Origin of the sequence: Pseudoalteromonas sp. SR43-2, assembly GCF_014163885.1 — a bacterium.
Classification (GTDB): domain Bacteria; phylum Pseudomonadota; class Gammaproteobacteria; order Enterobacterales; family Alteromonadaceae; genus Pseudoalteromonas; species Pseudoalteromonas distincta.
Map to the genome: position 1 here is coordinate 73,774 of NZ_JACJED010000010.1, position 18,508 is coordinate 92,281.

Sequence of the window (18,508 nt, forward strand, 5' to 3'; positions counted from 1 at the left end):
TAAGTTTGTTTATTTAAAGGCTATAAAGCACTCTCTAACTGTGGCAGTACTTCAAACAAATCAGCCACTAAACCGTAGTCAGCTACCTGAAAAATAGGTGCGTCTGGGTCTTTATTTATCGCGACGATTACTTTTGAGTCTTTCATACCGGCTAAATGTTGAATAGCACCGCTGATACCTACAGCAATATATAAGTTAGGTGCTACAATTTTACCTGTTTGCCCTACTTGCATGTCGTTAGGTACAAAGCCTGCATCAACTGCTGCACGCGATGCACCAATAGCTGCACCTAGTTTATCGGCAATACCATTAAGTAATGCAAAGTTTTCGCCGTTTTGCATACCGCGACCACCCGATATGACCACACTAGCTGCTGTAAGCTCAGGGCGTTCTGATTCGGTTTGCTCAACACTTACAAAGCTGCTTAATTGTGAATCTGATACTGTATCAATGCTTGTTATAGCAACAGCTGATTGCTCACCTTGTAAATCAAAGCTACTGGCACGTACGGTAATTACTTTTTTACTGTCGAGTGATTTAACCGTGGCGATTGCATTACCTGCATAAATTGGACGTTTAAATGTATCGGCGTCCACTACTGCGATAATTTCAGAAATTTGCGCAACATCTAATAGCGCAGCAACACGTGGCATAAAGTTTTTGCCCGTTGTAGTAGCACTTGCAACAATGTGGCTGTAGTTGTCGCTAATTGATAAAACTAAATCGCTCATGCTCTCAGCTAACTGATGTTCATAAACGCTATTATCAGCAACTAAAACATTAGCTACGCCATCAATGCTGGCCACTTGTGAGCTCATTGCGCTTAAGTTGTTACCTGCAATTAGTACATCAATAGGAAAACCCATTTTTACTGCGGCGTTAATAGTTTTTGAGGTTTCTGGTTTTAAGGCACCGTTGTCGTGCTCTGCAATTACGAGTGTTTTCATTTAAATCACCTTTGCCTCTGTTTTTAATTTTTCTACAAGCTGCGCTACGTCTTCTACAATAATTCCTGCGGTGCGTTTAGCTGGCTCTTCTACACTTATTAATTGCATACGCGGTGTTAAATCAACACCAAGCGAATCTGCTGCTATTACTTCAAGCGGCTTACGTTTGGCTTTCATAATATTTGGCAGTGATGCATAGCGAGGCTCATTTAAGCGTAAATCAGTTGTAACAACTGCCGGTAAATTAAGTGCTACCGTTTGCAGCCCGCCATCAACTTCGCGTGTTACGTTTACTTTGCCATTTTCAATAACTACTTTTGATGCAAATGTACCCTGCCCGCGATTAGTTAATGCAGCAAGCATTTGACCTGTTTGATTATTATCTGAGTCAATTGACTGCTTACCTAAAATGACAAGTTCAGGCGTTTCTTGTTCTACAATTTTAGCGAGTAGCTTTGCAATATGAAGTGACTCGAGCTTTTCATCGGTTTCGATGTGAATGGCTTTGTCAGCACCCAATGCTAATGCTGTGCGTAATTGCTCTTGCGATGCTTTTGCACCAATAGTTACAGCAACCACTTCAGTGGCGGTACCGGCTTCTTTAAGGCGAATTGCTTCTTCTATAGCAATCTCACAAAACGGGTTCATTGCCATTTTAACGTTGTTTAAATCAACGTCGCTGTTATCACTTTTAACGCGTGCTTTTACGTTGTAATCAATCACTCTTTTTATTGGTACGAGAACTTTCATAGGAACTCCATAATTATTTAAACCTACAAGGTAACGTGCACGTCAACCTATTTATTTTATGAAATTAGACTACTTCCTGTTGACGTAAACGTCAACCTAAAATAACCTTTAACTATTCACAGTCTGTAACGTTTAATTTGCAAGGTTATAAATAGGCTGTACACCTTATTTAAATGCGTAGTAAACATTCAAATAAGTCCGTCATAGATAAAGAGGTTATTATGGTAGAACGTGAAACCATGGAATTTGATGTAGTAATTGTTGGTGCAGGCCCTGCTGGGCTTTCAAGTGCAATTAAACTCGCGCAATTAGCACAAGAAAAACAACAAGAGTGCATGATTTGCGTAGTCGAAAAAGGTTCTGAAGTAGGAGCACATGTACTCTCTGGTGCTGTTTTTGAAACCAAAGCTTTGGATGAACTACTACCTAATTGGCAAGAGCTTGGCGCACCGGTTACAACCAAAGTAACTAACGATGAAATTTATTGGTTTAATAACGAGCAAAAAGCGACATCAATCCCCCACTTTGCTACACCAAAAACATTTCATAATGATGGTAACTACATTGTATCTATGGGCAATGTATGTCGATGGCTTGCAGAGCAAGCTGAAAGCTTAGGCGTAGAGATATTTCCAGGATTTAGCGCACACTCTTTAATAATTGAAGATGAAGCAGTAAAAGGCATTATTACTGGCGATATGGGTGTAGACAAAGATGGTAATGAAAAAGACGGTTACATGCCAGGCATGGAGCTTCGTGCAAAATACACTATTTTTGCCGAAGGTTGCCGAGGTCATTTAGGTAAACAACTAATCAATGAGTTTGTACTTGATGCAGATTCATCACCGCAGCATTATGGTTTAGGCTTTAAAGAAATCTGGCAAATAGATGAAAGTAAACATGAGCTTGGCAAGGTAGTTCATGGTACAGGTTGGCCACTTAGCGGCGATACTAATGGTGGTGCATTTATGTATCACAGTGAAAACAATCAAGTTGTTGTTGGTTTAATTGTAGATTTAAATTACTCAAACCCACACTTGAGCCCGTTTGATGAGTTTCAACGAATGAAGCACCATCCTGTATTTAAAAACGTGCTTGAAGGCGCTGAACGTATTGCTTACGGTGCGCGTGCTATTGCTAAAGGTGGCTTGCATTCATTACCAAAAATGCATTTTGCAGGTGGCCTACTTGTAGGATGCGATGCAGGAACACTTAATTTTGCAAAAATTAAAGGTAATCACACTGCAATGAAATCGGGAATGGTTGCCGCTGAAGTTATTTTTGAAGCATTGCAAAATGAGTTGGCAAATACCGATTTAACTCATTATCAAACTGCGTTTGAGCAATCGTGGGCATATAAAGAGTTATATCAATCTCGTAACTTTGGCCCTGCAATGCACAAGCTCGGTAAATTTTTAGGTGGTGCGTATAACACGCTTGATCAAAATATTTTTAATGGTGGTTTACCGTTTACATTTAAAGATAAAACGCCCGATCACTCTACCCTTGTTGATGCTAACGCCGCTGACAAAATTACGTATCCAAAACCAGATGGACACCTTAGCTTTGATAAACTCTCAAGTGTGTTTTTATCAAATACTAACCACGAAGAATCACAGCCGTGTCATTTAAAGCTTAAAGATGCGTCAATTCCTATTAACGTAAATTTAGTTAAATTTGATGAACCCGCACAACGTTATTGCCCTGCAGGCGTTTACGAAGTACAAGAAATTGAAGGCAATAAAGAGTTTGTTATTAATGCCCAAAACTGTGTGCACTGTAAAACCTGCGATATTAAAGACCCAAGCCAAAACATTACATGGGTAACACCTGAAGGTGCGGGTGGGCCAAATTATCCTAATATGTAACTAAATTATGCGCTGTATAGCTATATAACTACGTTTTTTACATATAAATTATAAACATATCCTAAATTGCAGGGGCTTCGGCCCCTTTTTTACGTTATGCTAATAGTAGTTTTAATAATAAGAGTGTTATTTATGCCGTCGTCAAAAGTTATTTTTCGTTTTTTAGCAGAGCCTACTGATGTGAATTTTGGTGGTAAAGTTCATGGTGGGGCCGTCATGAAGTGGATTGACCAAGCAGGTTATGCGTGCGCTGCAGGTTGGAGTGGTCATTATTGCGTAACTGTTTCGGTTGCGGGTGTTAAATTTAGACGCCCTATTTTAGTGGGTCAAATAGTCGAAGTAGAAGCTAAAATTGCCCATACGGGTAGAAGTAGCATGCAAATATTTATTCAAGTTAGGTGTGGCGATCCAAAAACGCAAAATATGGTTGAAACAAACCATTGTGTTATCAGCTTTATTGCAATGGATGAAACGGGCTACCCAATAGAAGTGCCTTCGTTTAAAGCAGTGACCGATGAAGACGTTAAATTAGAAAATTACGCTATAAAAATGAAAGAAATAGCAATTGAAACAGAAAACTTGCTTCATGAAGTCTAATTAGTAATTTAAATAGAGTAAGGCTATGTAAAAAACTCATTATACTATGTAAAACATACAACTTATCTTAGAGTACACGATTACACAAAAGTTCACTTTGATTATAAAACACGCTAAAAAATGTAAAAACCAATACAAAAGAACTAATTATGGCGTGTTTTTAATCCATTTTAATATTGGCACGCTCGCTGCAAGTAGATAATTGAAGTTTGATTAATGAAATCAAGCATTTGATTATTTTTTGTAAAGGAGCTATTCAATGATTAAAACACTTTCTCTTTCAGCTATCGCACTAGCAACACTGGGTTTTAACTCTGCAGCACACGCTGACATTTCTGATTTCGATTCTCCACGTATTTATACTGGTATCGGTTACGGTCAATATTCTTTTGAATTTGAAGACAGTGACAACGACACTGACTTTGACGACGATGCACAAATGCTTAAAGGCTATATTGGTACTCAGTTTAACGAATACCTAAGCTTAGAACTTGCTTATCAAAACTTTGATGAAGTAAGTGATATAGACAGCAAAGCTGAAATTGATGGCGTATCGCTTGCCGCACGTTTGGGCTACCCAATAACAGAGAGCTTTTCTGTATATGCAAAAGGCGGTTGGCTTGAGTGGGATGCAGATTACACACAAGATTTACCAGTAGGTGGTGTCACAGCGTCTACAGATGGTGGTGATGCATTTTACGGTGCGGGTATTGAATACGCACTTACAACAAATGTACAATTTCGTTTAGAGTACGAGCGCTACAAACTTGATGACGATATTGATCCAGACATGGATGTAGCGTCTGTATCAGTTCAATACATGTTTTAATTAATCTTTAACATGCTTGAAAAGGGTAAGCTTATTAGCTTGCCCTTTTTAGTTTTAGGTCCTTTTTAAATACATTAATATAAACCACTCGGTCTAATAAGTATTTTCAAACCAGATGGTCTATATGAATAATTTTTAACGAAGTAAGTGCGCTATTTAATGCGCTTGAATAATCATATTTTTAATAAAATTGGTATACGCAATAAACTTACTTACACTAATGCCATAAATACTAAATGCAGGTAGAATAGCGCTCTATTTTATTTGTACACGAGTACTATGAGCGATTATACCATTTCGGCTATTGGCCACATTGAATCTCCTTATAAACAAAAGTTTGCTATACCTAGGCAGCCTCGTTTAGTGCCACAAGCCAAGGCAAAACTTATTTTTGAACCTGATTTTAATCGCGAAGAGTTTGTACGTGGTTTAGATGAATTTACTCATATTTGGTTGTTATTTCGTTTTCATGAAACGGCCGATAAAGGTTATTCTGCCATGGTGCGCCCACCTCGTTTAGGTGGGAATGAGCGAAAAGGTGTATTTGCTACCCGCGCTACATTTAGACCAAACGCGATTGGTATGAGCGCAGTAAAACTTGAAGGTATCGAGTATAAAAACGGACAACTTAGTTTATTACTCGCTGGCATTGATTTACTTGATGGCACACCCATTATCGATATTAAACCGTACTTACCCTATTCAGATGCAATGCTTGACGCCAGTGCTGGCTTTGCAGATACACGCCCAGAAACACAAATGACGGTTGAATTTAGCCCTCAGGCAATTGAGTTTGTTAATGCGCAAACACAATACCCAGATTTACATGATTTTATAGCTAATGTTTTAAAACAAGATCCCCGCCCTGCCTATAAAAAACAAAAAGACGGCGAGCAAAGCTATGGTATGACTTTGTACAATTATAATATTCGCTGGCAAGTCAATGGCGAGCATAACGTAGTAACAAACATAGAAAAAAACTAAATAACTCACTTAGCGCTTTAGTGTAAAAGCATCCGCTGTTAAACTTAAGCTCTATTAAAAGAACATAATTACTCTATTTCGGAAAAAACATGCGTACAAGCCAATATATACTCGCAACACTTAAAGAAACGCCATCAGATGCTGAAATCGTATCGCATCAGTTAATGCTTAGAGCCGGTATGATCCGTCGCGTCGCTTCGGGTTTATACACTTGGTTACCCTCTGGTTTACGTGTGCTACGTAAAGTAGAAAACATTGTACGTGAAGAGATGGACAAAGCAGGTGCTATTGAAATGCTAATGCCTGTAATTCAACCCGCTGATTTGTGGGAAGAGTCTGGCCGTTGGAATGAATTTGGTCCTGAGCTTATGCGCTTCACAGACCGTCATAACCGTACGTTTGCACTTGGTCCAACACACGAAGAAGTAATAACTGATTTCGTACGTAAAGAAATAAGCAGCTACAAGCAGTTACCAGTTACTTTATATCAAGTACAAACTAAAGTACGCGACGAACGTCGTCCTCGTTTTGGTGTGATGCGTGCTCGTGAATTTACAATGAAAGATGCCTACTCTTTTCACTTAAGTGAAGAGTGTTTAGATGCGACTTATCAAGCGATGCACAAAGCATACTGTAACATTTTTGAGCGTTTAGGCCTTGATTACCGCCCTGTACTTGCTGATACGGGGTCTATTGGTGGTAGCTTATCGCACGAGTTTCACGTACTTGCTGAGTCGGGCGAAGATGCAATTGCATTTAGTGATGGCAGTGATTACGCTGCTAATATTGAAAAAGCAGAAGCACTAGCGCCAAACGATCCACGCCCAGAAGCAAGTAAAGAGTTAAAAGCATTCCCTACTCCTGACGCTAAAACAATTAATGAGCTTAAAAAGCACTACGGTGTAAAACCTCATCGTGGTGTTAAAACCTTAATTGTTTACGGTGCACCTGATGAAAACGATGTACGTGGTTTAGTGGCGCTTGTACTTCGTGGCGATCATGATTTAAATGAATTGAAGGCTGAAAAGCACCCATTAGTAGACTCTCCGCTTGAAATGGCAACAGAGGCAGATATTGTTGCTGCTATTGGTGCAAAACCTGGCTCATTAGGCCCGGTGGGCTTATCTATGCCTATTATTGTGGATAGAGCCGCTAATATCCTTGCTGATTTTGTTGCCGGTGCTAATAAAGACGACGAGCACTACAGCGGTATTAACTGGGATCGTGACGTAACTGATTACGAAGTTGCTGATATTCGTAATATTGTTGAAGGCGATATGAGCCCATGTGGCCAAGGCGTTTTACAAATTAAACGCGGTATTGAAGTAGGTCATATATTCCAACTTGGCACTAAATACTCAGAAGCAATGAAAGCGGGAGTATTAAACGAAGGTGGTAAAAACCAAACCATGACCATGGGTTGTTACGGTATTGGTGTTTCACGTATTGTTGCTGCTGCTATTGAGCAAAACAACGATCAATACGGGATCATTTGGCCACAATCAATCGCGCCATTCGATTTAGCGATTGTTCCAATGAACATGCACAAATCGCATCGTATTCCTGATATTGCAAATAACCTTTACCAGGGTTTAAAAGATGCAGGTCTTGATGTGTTATTTGATGATCGTAAAGAGCGCCCTGGTGTTATGTTTAATGACATGGAGCTAATTGGTGTACCATTTACGCTGGTGATTGGTGAGCGTAACCTTGACGAGAATAAAGTTGAGCTTAAAAACCGCCGCACCGGTGAAAAGCTAATGATTGATATTGATACAGCAATTGATGCAATTAAAGCGGCTGTTAAAGGTTAATAACACGCACGCTCAAAATAGACTAAAAGGCCGCATTTAAAATGCGGCCTTTTTTATGCTCGATTAATAGCAATGCGTAATAATAGCTGCTCAATGACTCACCTTTCCTAGCTTTGTAGAAATCATTTAATTACGTGCCTTGGTATAAATTGTCATGGAGGCTTCGCTAAAGTGTCTCATAAGTGTCATTAGATTTATCTACAGTGTTTAATTATTACACTATGGATGACGGGCATGACAAACAATCAACTGCGTAAAAAACAACATTATCCAGCCATTTGGATATCTGATGTTCATTTAGGTTACAAAGATTGTAAAGCTGATTACTTACTTGATTTTTTAAACTCGGTAGAATCTGACACACTTTATTTAGTGGGTGATATTATTGACTTATGGTCAATGAAGCGACAGTTTTATTGGCACCCTTCTCATTATGAAGTATTAAACTGCATACAGACAAAAGCAGCTAGCGGTACACGTGTCATTTATATTCCCGGTAATCATGATGAAGCGTTTAGAAACTATATAAATCAAACATTATTTGGTGTTGAAATCCACCAGCAGTTTATTCACACCACTAAAGCTAATAAACGGTTTTTACTTATACACGGCGACGACTTTGATTCAGCGACTCGTTATAACAAACTTGTTAGTATTGCGGGGGATGCAGGATACGACTTTTTATTATTTTTAAATCGCTGGGCCAATCGTATACGTAAAATATTTGGTGGTAACTACTACTCGCTTGCATCATGGATAAAAGCTCGGGTACACAAAGCTCGAGAAGCGATTAGTGCCTTTGAAGATGCCGCAGTTCATGCAGCTAAAAAACAAAACGTAGACGGTATTATTTGTGGACACATTCACCATCCCAAAATTAAAGTGGATGACGGTATTATATACTGTAACGACGGTGACTGGATTGAGAGCTGTACTGCGCTTGTAGAGCAGCAAGATGGAAAGATAGAATTACTACATTGGTCAGATACACAATTTATACTCGATAGCGCAGACATAGCTATTCTTAACACGCCTTTAAATACGTCAACAAATACCAAACCAAAAAAATCAGCTGCTTAGCAGCTGATTTTCAAAACGATTAACTTAACCAAGTAATTAGCTTGTCTTTTAAAGTTTGTGGTTTAATTGGTTTAGTAATGTAGTCGTTCATTCCAGCAGCTAAACAACGCTCTCTATCACCTTCCATCGCACTCGCTGTCATAGCGATAATCGGTATGTGAGTATAATCTACCCCTGCCTTACTATTTCTAATTTCACTTGTGGTATCGTAGCCATTTAAATTGGGCATTTGGCAATCCATTAATATAACATCAAAAGCTTGCTCTTCGTTTTCTCTCAGTGCTTCTAAGGCTTCTATACCGTCTGACGCACAAGTGATTTTTACTTTAGTACGTTTTAATATTGCCTTAGCTACTTCAATGTTTATCATATTATCGTCAACTAATAATACATGATACGCAGATAGGTCAGGCTCTACTTGTTCCTCTTCCAAGCCTTTTGGTGGCGCTATAATACAGTCACTACTAGCACCAAATAAGCTGGCCAATTTATAGCTGAATTGATCTTGAGTGAGTGGTTTATTTAAAATATGGCTGCCTTCAGGTAATACCGTTTTGATTGGCTTATCTGTAACCATATCTCGTAAAATTAAAACATACTTTTTATTAAACTGTTTACAGTAATCAATTAACGCATCAATTTGAGGATGCTCATCATCAATTAATAATAAATCAGCTTCAAACTCTTTGTGCTCACTAAAGTAGTCAAGTCGTACAATGTTTTCTGCTTTTACTTTGCAGGTTAATAACAATAAGTCGCATACGTTTTTATAAACGTTATCGCGCGCTATTAATGCCGCTACGTTGATATTTGTAGCAAGCTCTATACCTGTGTTTAATTTTTTCTCTTGTGCAACGTGTAGCTCAACCGTTGCGGTAAAGGTACTACCCGCGCCTTTTTTACTTATAACCGTAATATTACCACCCATTAACTGAGCAAGTTTTTTACATATAGATAAACCTAAGCCTGTACCACCAAAGTGGCGGGTCGTGCTTGAATCTTCTTGCGTAAATACTTCAAATAGTTTGTCTATGTTTTCAGTCGCTATACCAATTCCGGTATCTTTTATTGTAAAGCTCATTAATAACTTTGAGTCAGTTATGTACTTGGAGCCGACAGTTAAACTTACTTCACCTCGGTGGGTAAATTTAAACGCATTATTAACTAAGTTAATTAAAATTTGTTTAAGTCGATGGCTGTCGCCAATAACCATTCTATCTACTACATCTTTAGTATCTAAAAATACTTCAAGACCTTTGCGTTGGCCCTGTAACGCTAAAGAGCTAATCATATCGCTACATACTGTAACAACATCAAATGTATGGTTATCAATATCAAGCTTACCTGCTTCTATTTTAGAAAAATCAAGAATATCGTTAATCAGATTCATCAATGAATTAGCACTGCTATTTGCTAGTTTTAAATAATGGTATTGTTGATCGGTTAAGCCATCTTCTTTGAGCATTTCAAGCATCCCTAGTACGCCATTCATTGGTGTGCGTATTTCGTGAGAGATATTTGCTACAAAGTCACTTTTTGCTTGGCTTGCTGCTAATGCTTGGTCAATTGCACGTTCTAGTTCAATGGTCCTTTGTGAAACCTTTAGCTCCAGAGTACTGTTTAACGCTTCGAGCTCTGATTGCGTATTTTTTAATGAGCTAATATTTCTTAAAATAGCCGCTACCTGATAACGGTTATTATATACGTCAAAAATACTGCTAAGCGTAATCGAAAAATATTGTTTGTTGCCATAACCATCTGTGTAGATAGCTTCAAACGGCATTTTTGAACCGTTTGTAATAGTCTCTTGTATACAATTAGTGTCTGCGTCGTTTAAATTAAACAGCGAGACAAAATCAGGATTAGTGCCTGAAATTGAACTACCAAAAACCTCTTTAGCGGTATTATTAAAGTGAACAATTTCGCCGTTTTGCTCAATTGTAAAAATAGCATCCAAAGAATTTTCTATTACTTTATTGTTTTGCTCTTTTAGAGAATTAATTAATAGCTTACGGTTTATAAAACGTTGGTATAAAAAAGCAATAACTAAAAATACGCTAAAAAATACCACTAACATTGCAATAAAGTTTTGACGTCTCTCATTCACCTTTGCAAACAATGTTTTTGTATCAACACTTACACCAAGCTCTAAAGGTAGCATGGCTATATCACCCTCAAACGAAATTCGTTTTTTTAAAGTGTAAGCCACTGGATAATTACTTATTGGTAAAGTGCCTTGCTCTGTCATGGTAGTTGCAGTGGAGAATTCTTCAGACCATGTTTTAGTTTTATTAAATTCAAAACTGAATCGAAGTTGAGGGTTTGGATGATATAAAAATTCACCTTCATTATTCATAAGGTAAACCTGCGTCCCTTGTGGAGATTCAACTGTTAAATCTTCAAGTAATTTATCCGCAAAGTAATTAGTAACTAATATTGCAAATATTTTATTATTTTCATCAAAAACAGGCTTAGCAACACGAAAAGTGCTTATATAAGGTTCTTGTATCTGTCCATTTTCACGGTTGTAGTTAATTGGAGAAATATAAACACTTTTCTTATCAAGCATGCTTGCTTTGATTATGTAATCGCGTTGACCTTTTTTTTGTAATTGCAGACCCTGCAGTCGATTAATCTCTCCAAGTTGATTTCGGTCAACTCTAACAATCTCTTGCCCACCATCTTCGAGCATAATATAGCGAGCTTGCAAAATACTGTCATCGGTCTGCATAAAACCAGTAAAAATACTTGCTAAGCGCTCTTGCCAAACATCTATTGGCGTACCAAGAACGGGATCAATTAGTTTATTTTCTTTAGCGCGGGTAATGCCTTGTATTGGTGGTGTAGCATCTAAAAAACGAATGGCGGTAACACTGTCTTTAAGATGTTTTTTTAATGAAAGGCTTTTTGTTTCAAGTTCACGCTTTAATTCTATTTGAGCTGAATTATACACATCACTTCTTACTTTTTGATCGAACAAATACAGAGATGGTACAGCTATAAGAACAAATATTATTGTTGCAACGAGCATTAGTTTATTATTTTTTGTCACGTTCAAAAAAATATTTCTTTTTAACATTTACCATCACCATAAATTTTTATTGTTATTAGTATAGAGTATTAAAGTGAGAATTGGACCCTTTAACTAATCAGTTATCGTTATAATTTTTATAATAAAAAGACTAAATCATTAGTTTTATTTAGAGCACACTCTCTATATGAATTATAAATGAATGAGAGTACCCATATCGACTTACACAGACTATAAAATAGTTGTTTCAACCAATCATCCCTTTAAAATATAAAAGGTAGCCAATGCTACCTTTTATATATCTTCAGAGTGCTAAATCTATATAATTATCTAAACAGCACATCTTCTCTGTTAAACCATTTAACGCAAAATGCCAGTAGTCCGGCTGCAATGATTGCAGTTGCTAAAAATATTAAGCCTACAAAGGTATAATCAACTGTGCCTTTAATTATGTCTTTAATGGCTAATGCAACGTTTGTTACCGGGATAAACGCGGTTTTAGCAGTCAATTCCATATTTGGCATTATTGAAATAATGATAGGGAAAAATACGACCATACTTAAAGGCTGCATATAATTTTGTGCCTCTTTAAATGTACGCGCATAAATTGAGATAGCTAACGCTAAAGAAGAGAATATGGCAGCCAGCGGCAGTAAAAGTAAAAAAATCATCAGTAAATCACTAACCGCTAGCGTACCGAAGGCCGTTTTAATGAAATCTAAGTCAGCAAATGCTAATGCAACTGCAACCCAACACCCCATACTCACAATCGTAATAGTGGTTGATGCAATAGAGGTAGTAAGTAATGTTATAAATTTACCGAGCACCAATTCTGTACGTGTAATGGGTGTTAGTAGGAGTGTTTCTAGCGTGCCGCGCTCTTTTTCGCCAGCACCTAAATCTATTGCTGGGTAAGTAGCCCCCATTAAAACCAGTGGGATAAGTAAATAAGGTAAATAGGCGCCTATTTTTTCACCTAAGTTTTCACGTTTATCGGCTGTATCTACTTTGACAACTTCAATAGGGTCAAGAATAGCTTTATGCGCAGACCTTTCTATCCCAAAGCTTTTTAACTTATCAGCTTGCAGTACGTCACTGTATTCCTGAGCAAGTTCTTTAACCCGATCGAATAAATAGTTTATTGATTTAGCATCGTTAAATACAACTTGCCATTTGCTTTGCTCACCATTGTCGAGAGTTTTTACGGCATTACTTGGCAAGTAAATCCCCATATCTATGTCGCCGGCGGTAACACCTGCTTTGAGATCTTCTATTGTATTAAAGGTTTTACTGCCATTATAAAGTTCAAAGCTTTTATGGTAAAATACTTTGTCAGTAAATTCTTGTGCATATTCGCCGTTAATAATTACGTATGTATTTACTTTTTGATCGGCGTCAAGTGCAGCTTGGGTGCCAATAAAAGCAACAATAGCAAATATTATTGGGAAAATAAGTACTGGCAGCAACACAACAAACATAAGGGTTTTTTTGTCGCGAAGGAGCTCTTTTAATTCCTTTTTATATACTTCAAACATCATGTTTCTCCGTTAATATGTTCATAAACGCTTGATTAAGCTCATCACTATTACCTGCTTGTTTAAATTCATCTACTGTTCCGTCAAAGCAGCTAATACCTTCGTTAATTACAGCGACTCGGTCACATAAAAGTGCAACTTCATCTAAATGATGGGTAGAAAAAATAACAGGCGTCCCTTGCGCCTTTAAACCTTTGATAAATTTAATAACTGTTTGTGTTGTCATTATATCAAGGCCCGTTGTTGGCTCATCAAGTACCACAACTGCTGGGCGATGAACAACTGCACGCGCTATATTTGCTTTTTGCTTCATACCTGTTGAAAGGTTTTCTGCCCGTTTATCTACAAATTTATGCATATCTAGCAATGTAAATAGCTCATCACAACGCGATGCTATATCGCTTTTGTTCATGCCATGAAGCTTTGCAAAATACTCTATGTTTTCTTTTACAGTTAAGCGGCCATACAACCCCGTAGAGCCTGATAAAAACCCAATAGACTTACGCCCTAGTAGCGGTTTTTTTACAATATCGTTTCCAGCAATCGTTATTGAGCCTTCATCGGGCTTTAACGCGGTTGAAATCATTCTCAATGTCGTCGTTTTTCCCGCACCATTTGGGCCGAGCAATCCAAGTACCTCACCTTTAGCGCAACTAAAACTAACGTCTCGTACTGAGTGAAAGTAGTCTTTATCTTCACGAGGATCGATGTCGTCTATTTTATTTTTTTTGTGATCTTTAGTTAGCTTAAATTTCTTTTTAAGCCCAGCAACTTCTATCATGTTCGCATCCTTCGTTTCGCTCTAAAATAATCTGTATTGTTGTAAAAAGAGTCGTCTTTGTTTTCGTCATGCCAGCCTGGAACACCTAATAAAGGCAGTGGTGAAAGCTTTTTGTTATCGGCTAAGCAGTTATCTGTATTAATCATCTCATAAAGGGCTTGGTCAAGGTACTGGTATTGAGTTACTAAATCTTTACAAAATATTTCATTAGGTACACAAACAAATAACGCTTTACCCGTCAAACCTATATAAGGCTTTGTTAGCATTTCATAATTAGCATGACCAAACATAAAAGGTTTTATTGTTTTACCCCACTCATGTTTGTGTTCAACGAATGCAGTTTTCCATTGGTGTTCGCAAAGCCACCGCTGCCATTTACTCTCACTTATAGCTAATACAACACCACACTCATCAAAAAGCGTTAGTGCATTACGATGCTTAGTACGCTGTTGCAGTCCATGCTCAGCAATATCTTGCACATGTCTATGGTTTATTAACGCTTTGGTTTTTGGAAATAAACACCATATAAACCCACCAAATAAGTCATGCCAATTTTCACTGCGTGTAGGTACAACACCCGTTTCAAAAATTACTTGCTCGTAATACCGATCGCCAAAGTCTACCTTTGCATCATCTTCAAAAGTAATAGGAATATTATTCTCATTAATAGCAGTTAAAAATGGAGAAAACCACTGCGGCGCCGGCCAATCTGTTAGTTCGTTAACTTTAAATAGCTCACGTAAATGCGCAAATGCACCTGTTTCTAAACTACTGATTTGCCACTGCTCGGGGGGAGTAAAACGCTTCATTTAAACCTTTAACAATTTATGCCTATAATTTACGAGAAGTTTACCGCAAAAACTGGTTCTGCTTAATAGAAGTTAATATACTAATCACAACTTAAAACAAAAAAAGAGCTGACATGAAACATTATTTCTCTCTCACACTCCTCGCTACTGCTGTTTTAGCAGGTTGCGCAACAACAAGTATTACCCCTACTGATGTAACAAATGGTTATAACAGTATTCAAGCTGATGAACTGGCTAAACATGTAAAAGTACTCGCATCGGATGAGTTTGGTGGCCGTGCTCCTTCATCACCTGGCGAAAAGCTAACGCTTGATTATTTAACTGCGCAGTTTAAAGCTTTAGGTTTAAAACCAGGTAATGGCGACAGTTACTTACAAGAAGTGCCATTGGTTTCTTTAGAAGCTGATTCGAATATGGTGCTTAGTATTGGTGGTAAAGACTATCAATATAAAAAAGATATGGTTATGGGTAGCAGCCGCATTAGCGCACAAGAAGGCATAGAAAATTCTGAACTTGTTTTTGTGGGCTACGGCGTTAATGCACCTGAATACAATTGGAATGATTACGAAGGCTTAGACGTTAAGGGCAAAACGGTTGTAATGCTGGTTAACGATCCGGGCTTTGCAACAAAAGACCCTGCTTTATTTACTGGCGACGCAATGACTTATTACGGTCGTTGGACATACAAATATGAAGAAGCAAGTCGACAAGGTGCCGCAGGTGCAATTATTATTCATGAAACAGCACCTGCGTCATACCCATGGTCAGTAGTTGAAAACTCTTGGAGCGGTGAGCAGTTTGGTTTTCAAAAAGAAAACAACAATATGGACCGCGTAGCCGTTGAAGGCTGGGTTACAACTGACGTAGCAAAAGAGCTTTTTACTAAAGCAGGATTAGATTTCGATACTGCGAAAGAAAACGCAGCTAAAGGTGCTTACCATGTTGATATGGGCGATTTAACTGCTTCTGTTAATGTTAAAAATACGATTAAAAAATCAGTGTCGTATAACTTTATCGCTACGTTACCAGGAAGCGAGCAACCAGATGAGCATGTTATTTACTCGGCGCATTGGGATCACTTAGGTACAGATAAAACACGTAAAGGCGATCAAATTTACAACGGTGCTCACGACAACGCAACGGGTACCGCTGGGCTTATTGAAGTAGCTGAAGCCTTTACTAAATTACCTAAGCATCCTAGCCGCTCAATGACATTTTTAGCGGTAACTGCTGAAGAGCAAGGCTTACTAGGTTCTAAATACTATGCAGCTAACCCAGTGATTGCAGCTAATAAAACAGTCGCTAACATAAACATGGATAGTTTAAATTTATTAGGCAAAGTAAAAGACATGAATGTGGTTGGTATTGGTAAATCACAAATGGATGAGTTTTTAGCAACTGCAGCTAAAGAGCAAGGCAGAACAATATCAGGCGATCCTAAACCATCATCTGGTGGCTATTACCGCTCTGATCACTTTGCATTTGCTAATATGGGCATTCCAGCCATGTACGCAGGCGGTGGCACAGTAGCAGCTGACGAAGAAACAGCTAATTACCGTAAACGCATGAGTTTGGTACTTCGCGGTTGTTATCATCAACCATGTGATCGTTACCGTGACGAATGGGATTTATCGGGTGCTGTTCAAGACTTACAATTGTTTTATAAAGTAGGTTTTGATATTTCTGAGCAAGAGCAATGGCCAACGTGGAATGCAAGCTCAGAATTTCAACGTAAGTAGCATTGGTTTAACATCGAAAAACTCAAAGAGAGTAATCGATTTAAATGAGTGCAAATGATATTGATTATCATTTAATTAAAATATACAGTGCTACTAAGTTTATTTAATTGGTAACACTGTATGATTTTACTCTCTCAAATAGGATTTATTACGCCCGCTTCTAAACGCTTTGTTAGCCAAAATAAACGTTTATTATTACCACTTTTTTTACTGGTATGCTTGGCTGTGCCATCACTTCGTGAAATTACAATAACGGCACTAAGTGATGCTTTTTTTCAAGTTAGCGTATTTGTTGCTGCTACATTATTAATTTATTACTACGCCATAGAGCATTTACCTCAATTAGAGCTTAGTTATTTAAGTGCTAAATCGCCGGTATTAGAAATATTTTTTGCAGCAGTTTTAGGGGCCCTTCCTGGATGTGGTGGTGCAATAATAGTGGTTACCCAGTTTACAAAAGGCCAAGCAAGTTTTGGGGCTATTGTTGCTGTTTTAACAGCTACAATGGGAGATGCCGCATTTTTACTCCTTGCCACTCGCCCTACTGAAGGTTTAACCATAATGGCCATTGGCTTAGTAGTAGGCACGCTTTGTGGTGTTATAGTAAACGCCCTTCATGCAAAAGACTTTTTACGCCCAACAAAGCAAGAACAAAAACACCAAGTTAAAGTATTGCCAACTAGTATAATTAAAATAAGCAAACCCGTTTGGATGTTCGCTATTATTCCAAGCCTCATTATTGCTTTTTTAATTGCATTTAATGTCGACTTTGATCAATTTGGAAAATACACAGGCACAAGTATTAGTATTTTTGGTGCTGCAATGGCGTTATTTACTGTAACTATATGGGCGTATTCTTCTAAAGGTGAAAGCTATAAAGAAGTAACCTCAGAAGACGATGAATGTAATCCACCTTCTAAAATTATTAAAGTACTTCAAGACACACACTTTGTGACCGCATGGGTAGTGGCATCGTTTATGTTGTTTGAGATTTTAGTAAATATTGCAGGGCTTGATTTAAAAAACTGGTTTGCACATTATGCTTATTTAGCGCCACTTATTGCTGTGGTGATTGGTTTTTTACCCGGTTGTGGTCCGCAAATAATTGTTACTACGTTATATATTCAGGGGATCATTCCATTTAGTGCATTAACTGCTAATGCAATATCTAACGATGGTGATGCGTTATTTCCTGCAATTGCAATGGCACCTAAAGCGGCTGTAATTGCGACTGTGTATACATCTATTCCTGCTTTGGCCGTTGGCTATGGCCTTTACTTTTTAAGTTAAAATTGCCATATACAAAAAAGCTCAGCAATTGCTGAGCTTTTTAATTAAGTTATTTTTCTTATACAGAAGCTGGCTCTACAGCTAGCTCTTTTGGATTTGGACCATAATCGTTCTCACCTTCATGTGAGTTTTGTGCAAGAAAAACAATTAAAACAATCCAACCAATTACTGGCACTAACCAAAGTAACTGCCACCAGCCTGAACGACCAGTGTCGTGTAAACGACGTGCACCCGCACTCAATTGAGGGATCAATAAAGCTAAGCTATATATTGAGCTTACGAACATTGTGTTTGTAATACCATCTATAACACTTGTTAAAAGCGAAAAAATAATATTAATTAGCATAAACATCCAAAATGCTTTACGACGATTACGGCCTGAAAAATCTGCGTAGCTACGCAACGCGTTCATATAATGTTCCATGAAATTTCCTTAGTGTTATTTTTTATATTC

15 protein-coding genes are annotated in these 18,508 nt (G+C 37.9%); 8 read left to right on the forward strand and 7 right to left on the reverse strand.

Features of this window, described 5'->3' with window-relative positions; genetic code table 11:
* Positions 1 to 20 precede the first annotated feature (20 nt).
* Positions 21 to 947: an electron transfer flavoprotein subunit alpha/FixB family protein gene (locus H5120_RS10370; RefSeq protein WP_024596825.1), complete on the reverse strand. Its 927-nt coding sequence runs from the start codon at positions 945 to 947 to the stop codon at positions 21 to 23.
* On the reverse strand, positions 948 to 1,697 hold the full coding sequence (locus H5120_RS10375) for an electron transfer flavoprotein subunit beta/FixA family protein (RefSeq protein WP_182674313.1): 750 nt from the start codon (positions 1,695 to 1,697) through the stop codon (positions 948 to 950).
* Between the two features lie 221 nt (positions 1,698 to 1,918).
* Between H5120_RS10375 and H5120_RS10380 the strand changes: the two genes are divergently transcribed.
* The 6 genes from H5120_RS10380 to H5120_RS10405 all read left to right on the forward strand — a co-directional run bounded on the left by H5120_RS10380 (position 1,919) and on the right by H5120_RS10405 (position 8,869).
* Positions 1,919 to 3,565, forward strand: coding sequence for an electron transfer flavoprotein-ubiquinone oxidoreductase (locus tag H5120_RS10380; protein ID WP_182674314.1), 1,647 nt, complete (start codon positions 1,919 to 1,921; stop codon positions 3,563 to 3,565).
* 132 nt (positions 3,566 to 3,697) lie between these two features.
* Positions 3,698 to 4,162, forward strand: coding sequence for an acyl-CoA thioesterase (locus tag H5120_RS10385; RefSeq protein WP_182674315.1), 465 nt, complete (start codon positions 3,698 to 3,700; stop codon positions 4,160 to 4,162).
* A gap of 259 nt (positions 4,163 to 4,421) precedes the next feature.
* Positions 4,422 to 4,991, forward strand: coding sequence for an outer membrane beta-barrel protein (locus H5120_RS10390; RefSeq protein ID WP_002961225.1), 570 nt, complete (start codon positions 4,422 to 4,424; stop codon positions 4,989 to 4,991).
* Between the two features lie 279 nt (positions 4,992 to 5,270).
* Entirely contained in the window at positions 5,271 to 5,975 is a 705-nt protein-coding gene (gene tsaA, locus H5120_RS10395) for a tRNA (N6-threonylcarbamoyladenosine(37)-N6)-methyltransferase TrmO (RefSeq protein WP_182674316.1), read from the forward strand.
* An 89-nt stretch (positions 5,976 to 6,064) separates the two neighbouring features.
* Positions 6,065 to 7,789, forward strand: a complete 1,725-nt coding sequence (locus H5120_RS10400; RefSeq protein WP_182674317.1) for a proline--tRNA ligase — start codon at positions 6,065 to 6,067, stop codon at positions 7,787 to 7,789.
* Positions 7,790 to 8,023: 234 nt separating this feature from the next.
* Positions 8,024 to 8,869, forward strand: coding sequence for a UDP-2,3-diacylglucosamine diphosphatase (locus H5120_RS10405; protein WP_182674318.1), 846 nt, complete (start codon positions 8,024 to 8,026; stop codon positions 8,867 to 8,869).
* Between the two features lie 19 nt (positions 8,870 to 8,888).
* On the opposite strand, the gene H5120_RS10410 is transcribed toward H5120_RS10405, so the two are convergent.
* The 4 genes from H5120_RS10410 to H5120_RS10425 form a co-directional block, all read right to left on the reverse strand.
* Positions 8,889 to 11,900: an ATP-binding protein gene (locus tag H5120_RS10410; RefSeq protein WP_404936370.1), complete on the reverse strand. Its 3,012-nt coding sequence runs from the start codon at positions 11,898 to 11,900 to the stop codon at positions 8,889 to 8,891.
* A gap of 326 nt (positions 11,901 to 12,226) precedes the next feature.
* A complete protein-coding gene (locus tag H5120_RS10415) occupies positions 12,227 to 13,435 on the reverse strand; it encodes an ABC transporter permease (protein ID WP_182674357.1) in 1,209 nt (402 codons plus the stop codon).
* Positions 13,428 to 14,216 carry an ABC transporter ATP-binding protein gene (locus H5120_RS10420; RefSeq protein ID WP_182674320.1) on the reverse strand — a complete coding sequence of 263 codons (789 nt, stop codon included), beginning with the start codon at positions 14,214 to 14,216 and terminating at the stop codon, positions 13,428 to 13,430. The genes H5120_RS10415 and H5120_RS10420 overlap by 8 nt, the downstream gene beginning before the upstream one ends.
* A complete protein-coding gene (locus tag H5120_RS10425) occupies positions 14,213 to 15,025 on the reverse strand; it encodes a DUF3025 domain-containing protein (protein ID WP_154903068.1) in 813 nt (270 codons plus the stop codon). The genes H5120_RS10420 and H5120_RS10425 overlap by 4 nt, the downstream gene beginning before the upstream one ends.
* Positions 15,026 to 15,138: 113 nt before the next feature.
* Here H5120_RS10425 and H5120_RS10430 point away from each other — a divergent pair, with 113 nt between their 5' ends.
* Together H5120_RS10430 and H5120_RS10435 are read left to right on the forward strand one after the other, a co-directional pair.
* Positions 15,139 to 16,764: a M28 family metallopeptidase gene (locus H5120_RS10430; protein WP_182674321.1), complete on the forward strand. Its 1,626-nt coding sequence runs from the start codon at positions 15,139 to 15,141 to the stop codon at positions 16,762 to 16,764.
* A gap of 120 nt (positions 16,765 to 16,884) precedes the next feature.
* Positions 16,885 to 18,054: a putative manganese transporter gene (locus tag H5120_RS10435; protein WP_182674322.1), complete on the forward strand. Its 1,170-nt coding sequence runs from the start codon at positions 16,885 to 16,887 to the stop codon at positions 18,052 to 18,054.
* Positions 18,055 to 18,112: 58 nt separating this feature from the next.
* Here H5120_RS10435 and H5120_RS10440 read toward each other — a convergent pair whose 3' ends face one another.
* Complete coding sequence (locus H5120_RS10440) at positions 18,113 to 18,478, reverse strand: DUF805 domain-containing protein (protein ID WP_182674323.1); 366 nt, start codon at positions 18,476 to 18,478, stop codon at positions 18,113 to 18,115.
* Positions 18,479 to 18,508 lie beyond the last annotated feature (30 nt).

Bases quoted from the DNA above. Each gene is read 5' to 3' on its own strand.
- H5120_RS10425 (WP_154903068.1), bottom strand. From the start codon at position 15,025: ATGAAGCGTTTTACTCCCCCCGAGCAGTGGCAAATCAGTAGTTTAGAA.
- tsaA (WP_182674316.1), top strand. From the start codon at position 5,271: ATGAGCGATTATACCATTTCGGCTATTGGCCACATTGAATCTCCTTAT.
- H5120_RS10420 (WP_182674320.1), bottom strand. From the start codon at position 14,216: ATGATAGAAGTTGCTGGGCTTAAAAAGAAATTTAAGCTAACTAAAGAT.
- H5120_RS10410 (WP_404936370.1), bottom strand. From the start codon at position 11,900: ATGCTCGTTGCAACAATAATATTTGTTCTTATAGCTGTACCATCTCTG.
- H5120_RS10390 (WP_002961225.1), top strand. From the start codon at position 4,422: ATGATTAAAACACTTTCTCTTTCAGCTATCGCACTAGCAACACTGGGT.
- H5120_RS10435 (WP_182674322.1), top strand. From the start codon at position 16,885: ATGATTTTACTCTCTCAAATAGGATTTATTACGCCCGCTTCTAAACGC.
- H5120_RS10415 (WP_182674357.1), bottom strand. From the start codon at position 13,435: ATGTTTGAAGTATATAAAAAGGAATTAAAAGAGCTCCTTCGCGACAAA.
- H5120_RS10440 (WP_182674323.1), bottom strand. From the start codon at position 18,478: ATGGAACATTATATGAACGCGTTGCGTAGCTACGCAGATTTTTCAGGC.
- H5120_RS10430 (WP_182674321.1), top strand. From the start codon at position 15,139: ATGAAACATTATTTCTCTCTCACACTCCTCGCTACTGCTGTTTTAGCA.
- H5120_RS10370 (WP_024596825.1), bottom strand. From the start codon at position 947: ATGAAAACACTCGTAATTGCAGAGCACGACAACGGTGCCTTAAAACCA.
- H5120_RS10375 (WP_182674313.1), bottom strand. From the start codon at position 1,697: ATGAAAGTTCTCGTACCAATAAAAAGAGTGATTGATTACAACGTAAAA.
- H5120_RS10400 (WP_182674317.1), top strand. From the start codon at position 6,065: ATGCGTACAAGCCAATATATACTCGCAACACTTAAAGAAACGCCATCA.
- H5120_RS10380 (WP_182674314.1), top strand. From the start codon at position 1,919: ATGGTAGAACGTGAAACCATGGAATTTGATGTAGTAATTGTTGGTGCA.
- H5120_RS10385 (WP_182674315.1), top strand. From the start codon at position 3,698: ATGCCGTCGTCAAAAGTTATTTTTCGTTTTTTAGCAGAGCCTACTGAT.
- H5120_RS10405 (WP_182674318.1), top strand. From the start codon at position 8,024: ATGACAAACAATCAACTGCGTAAAAAACAACATTATCCAGCCATTTGG.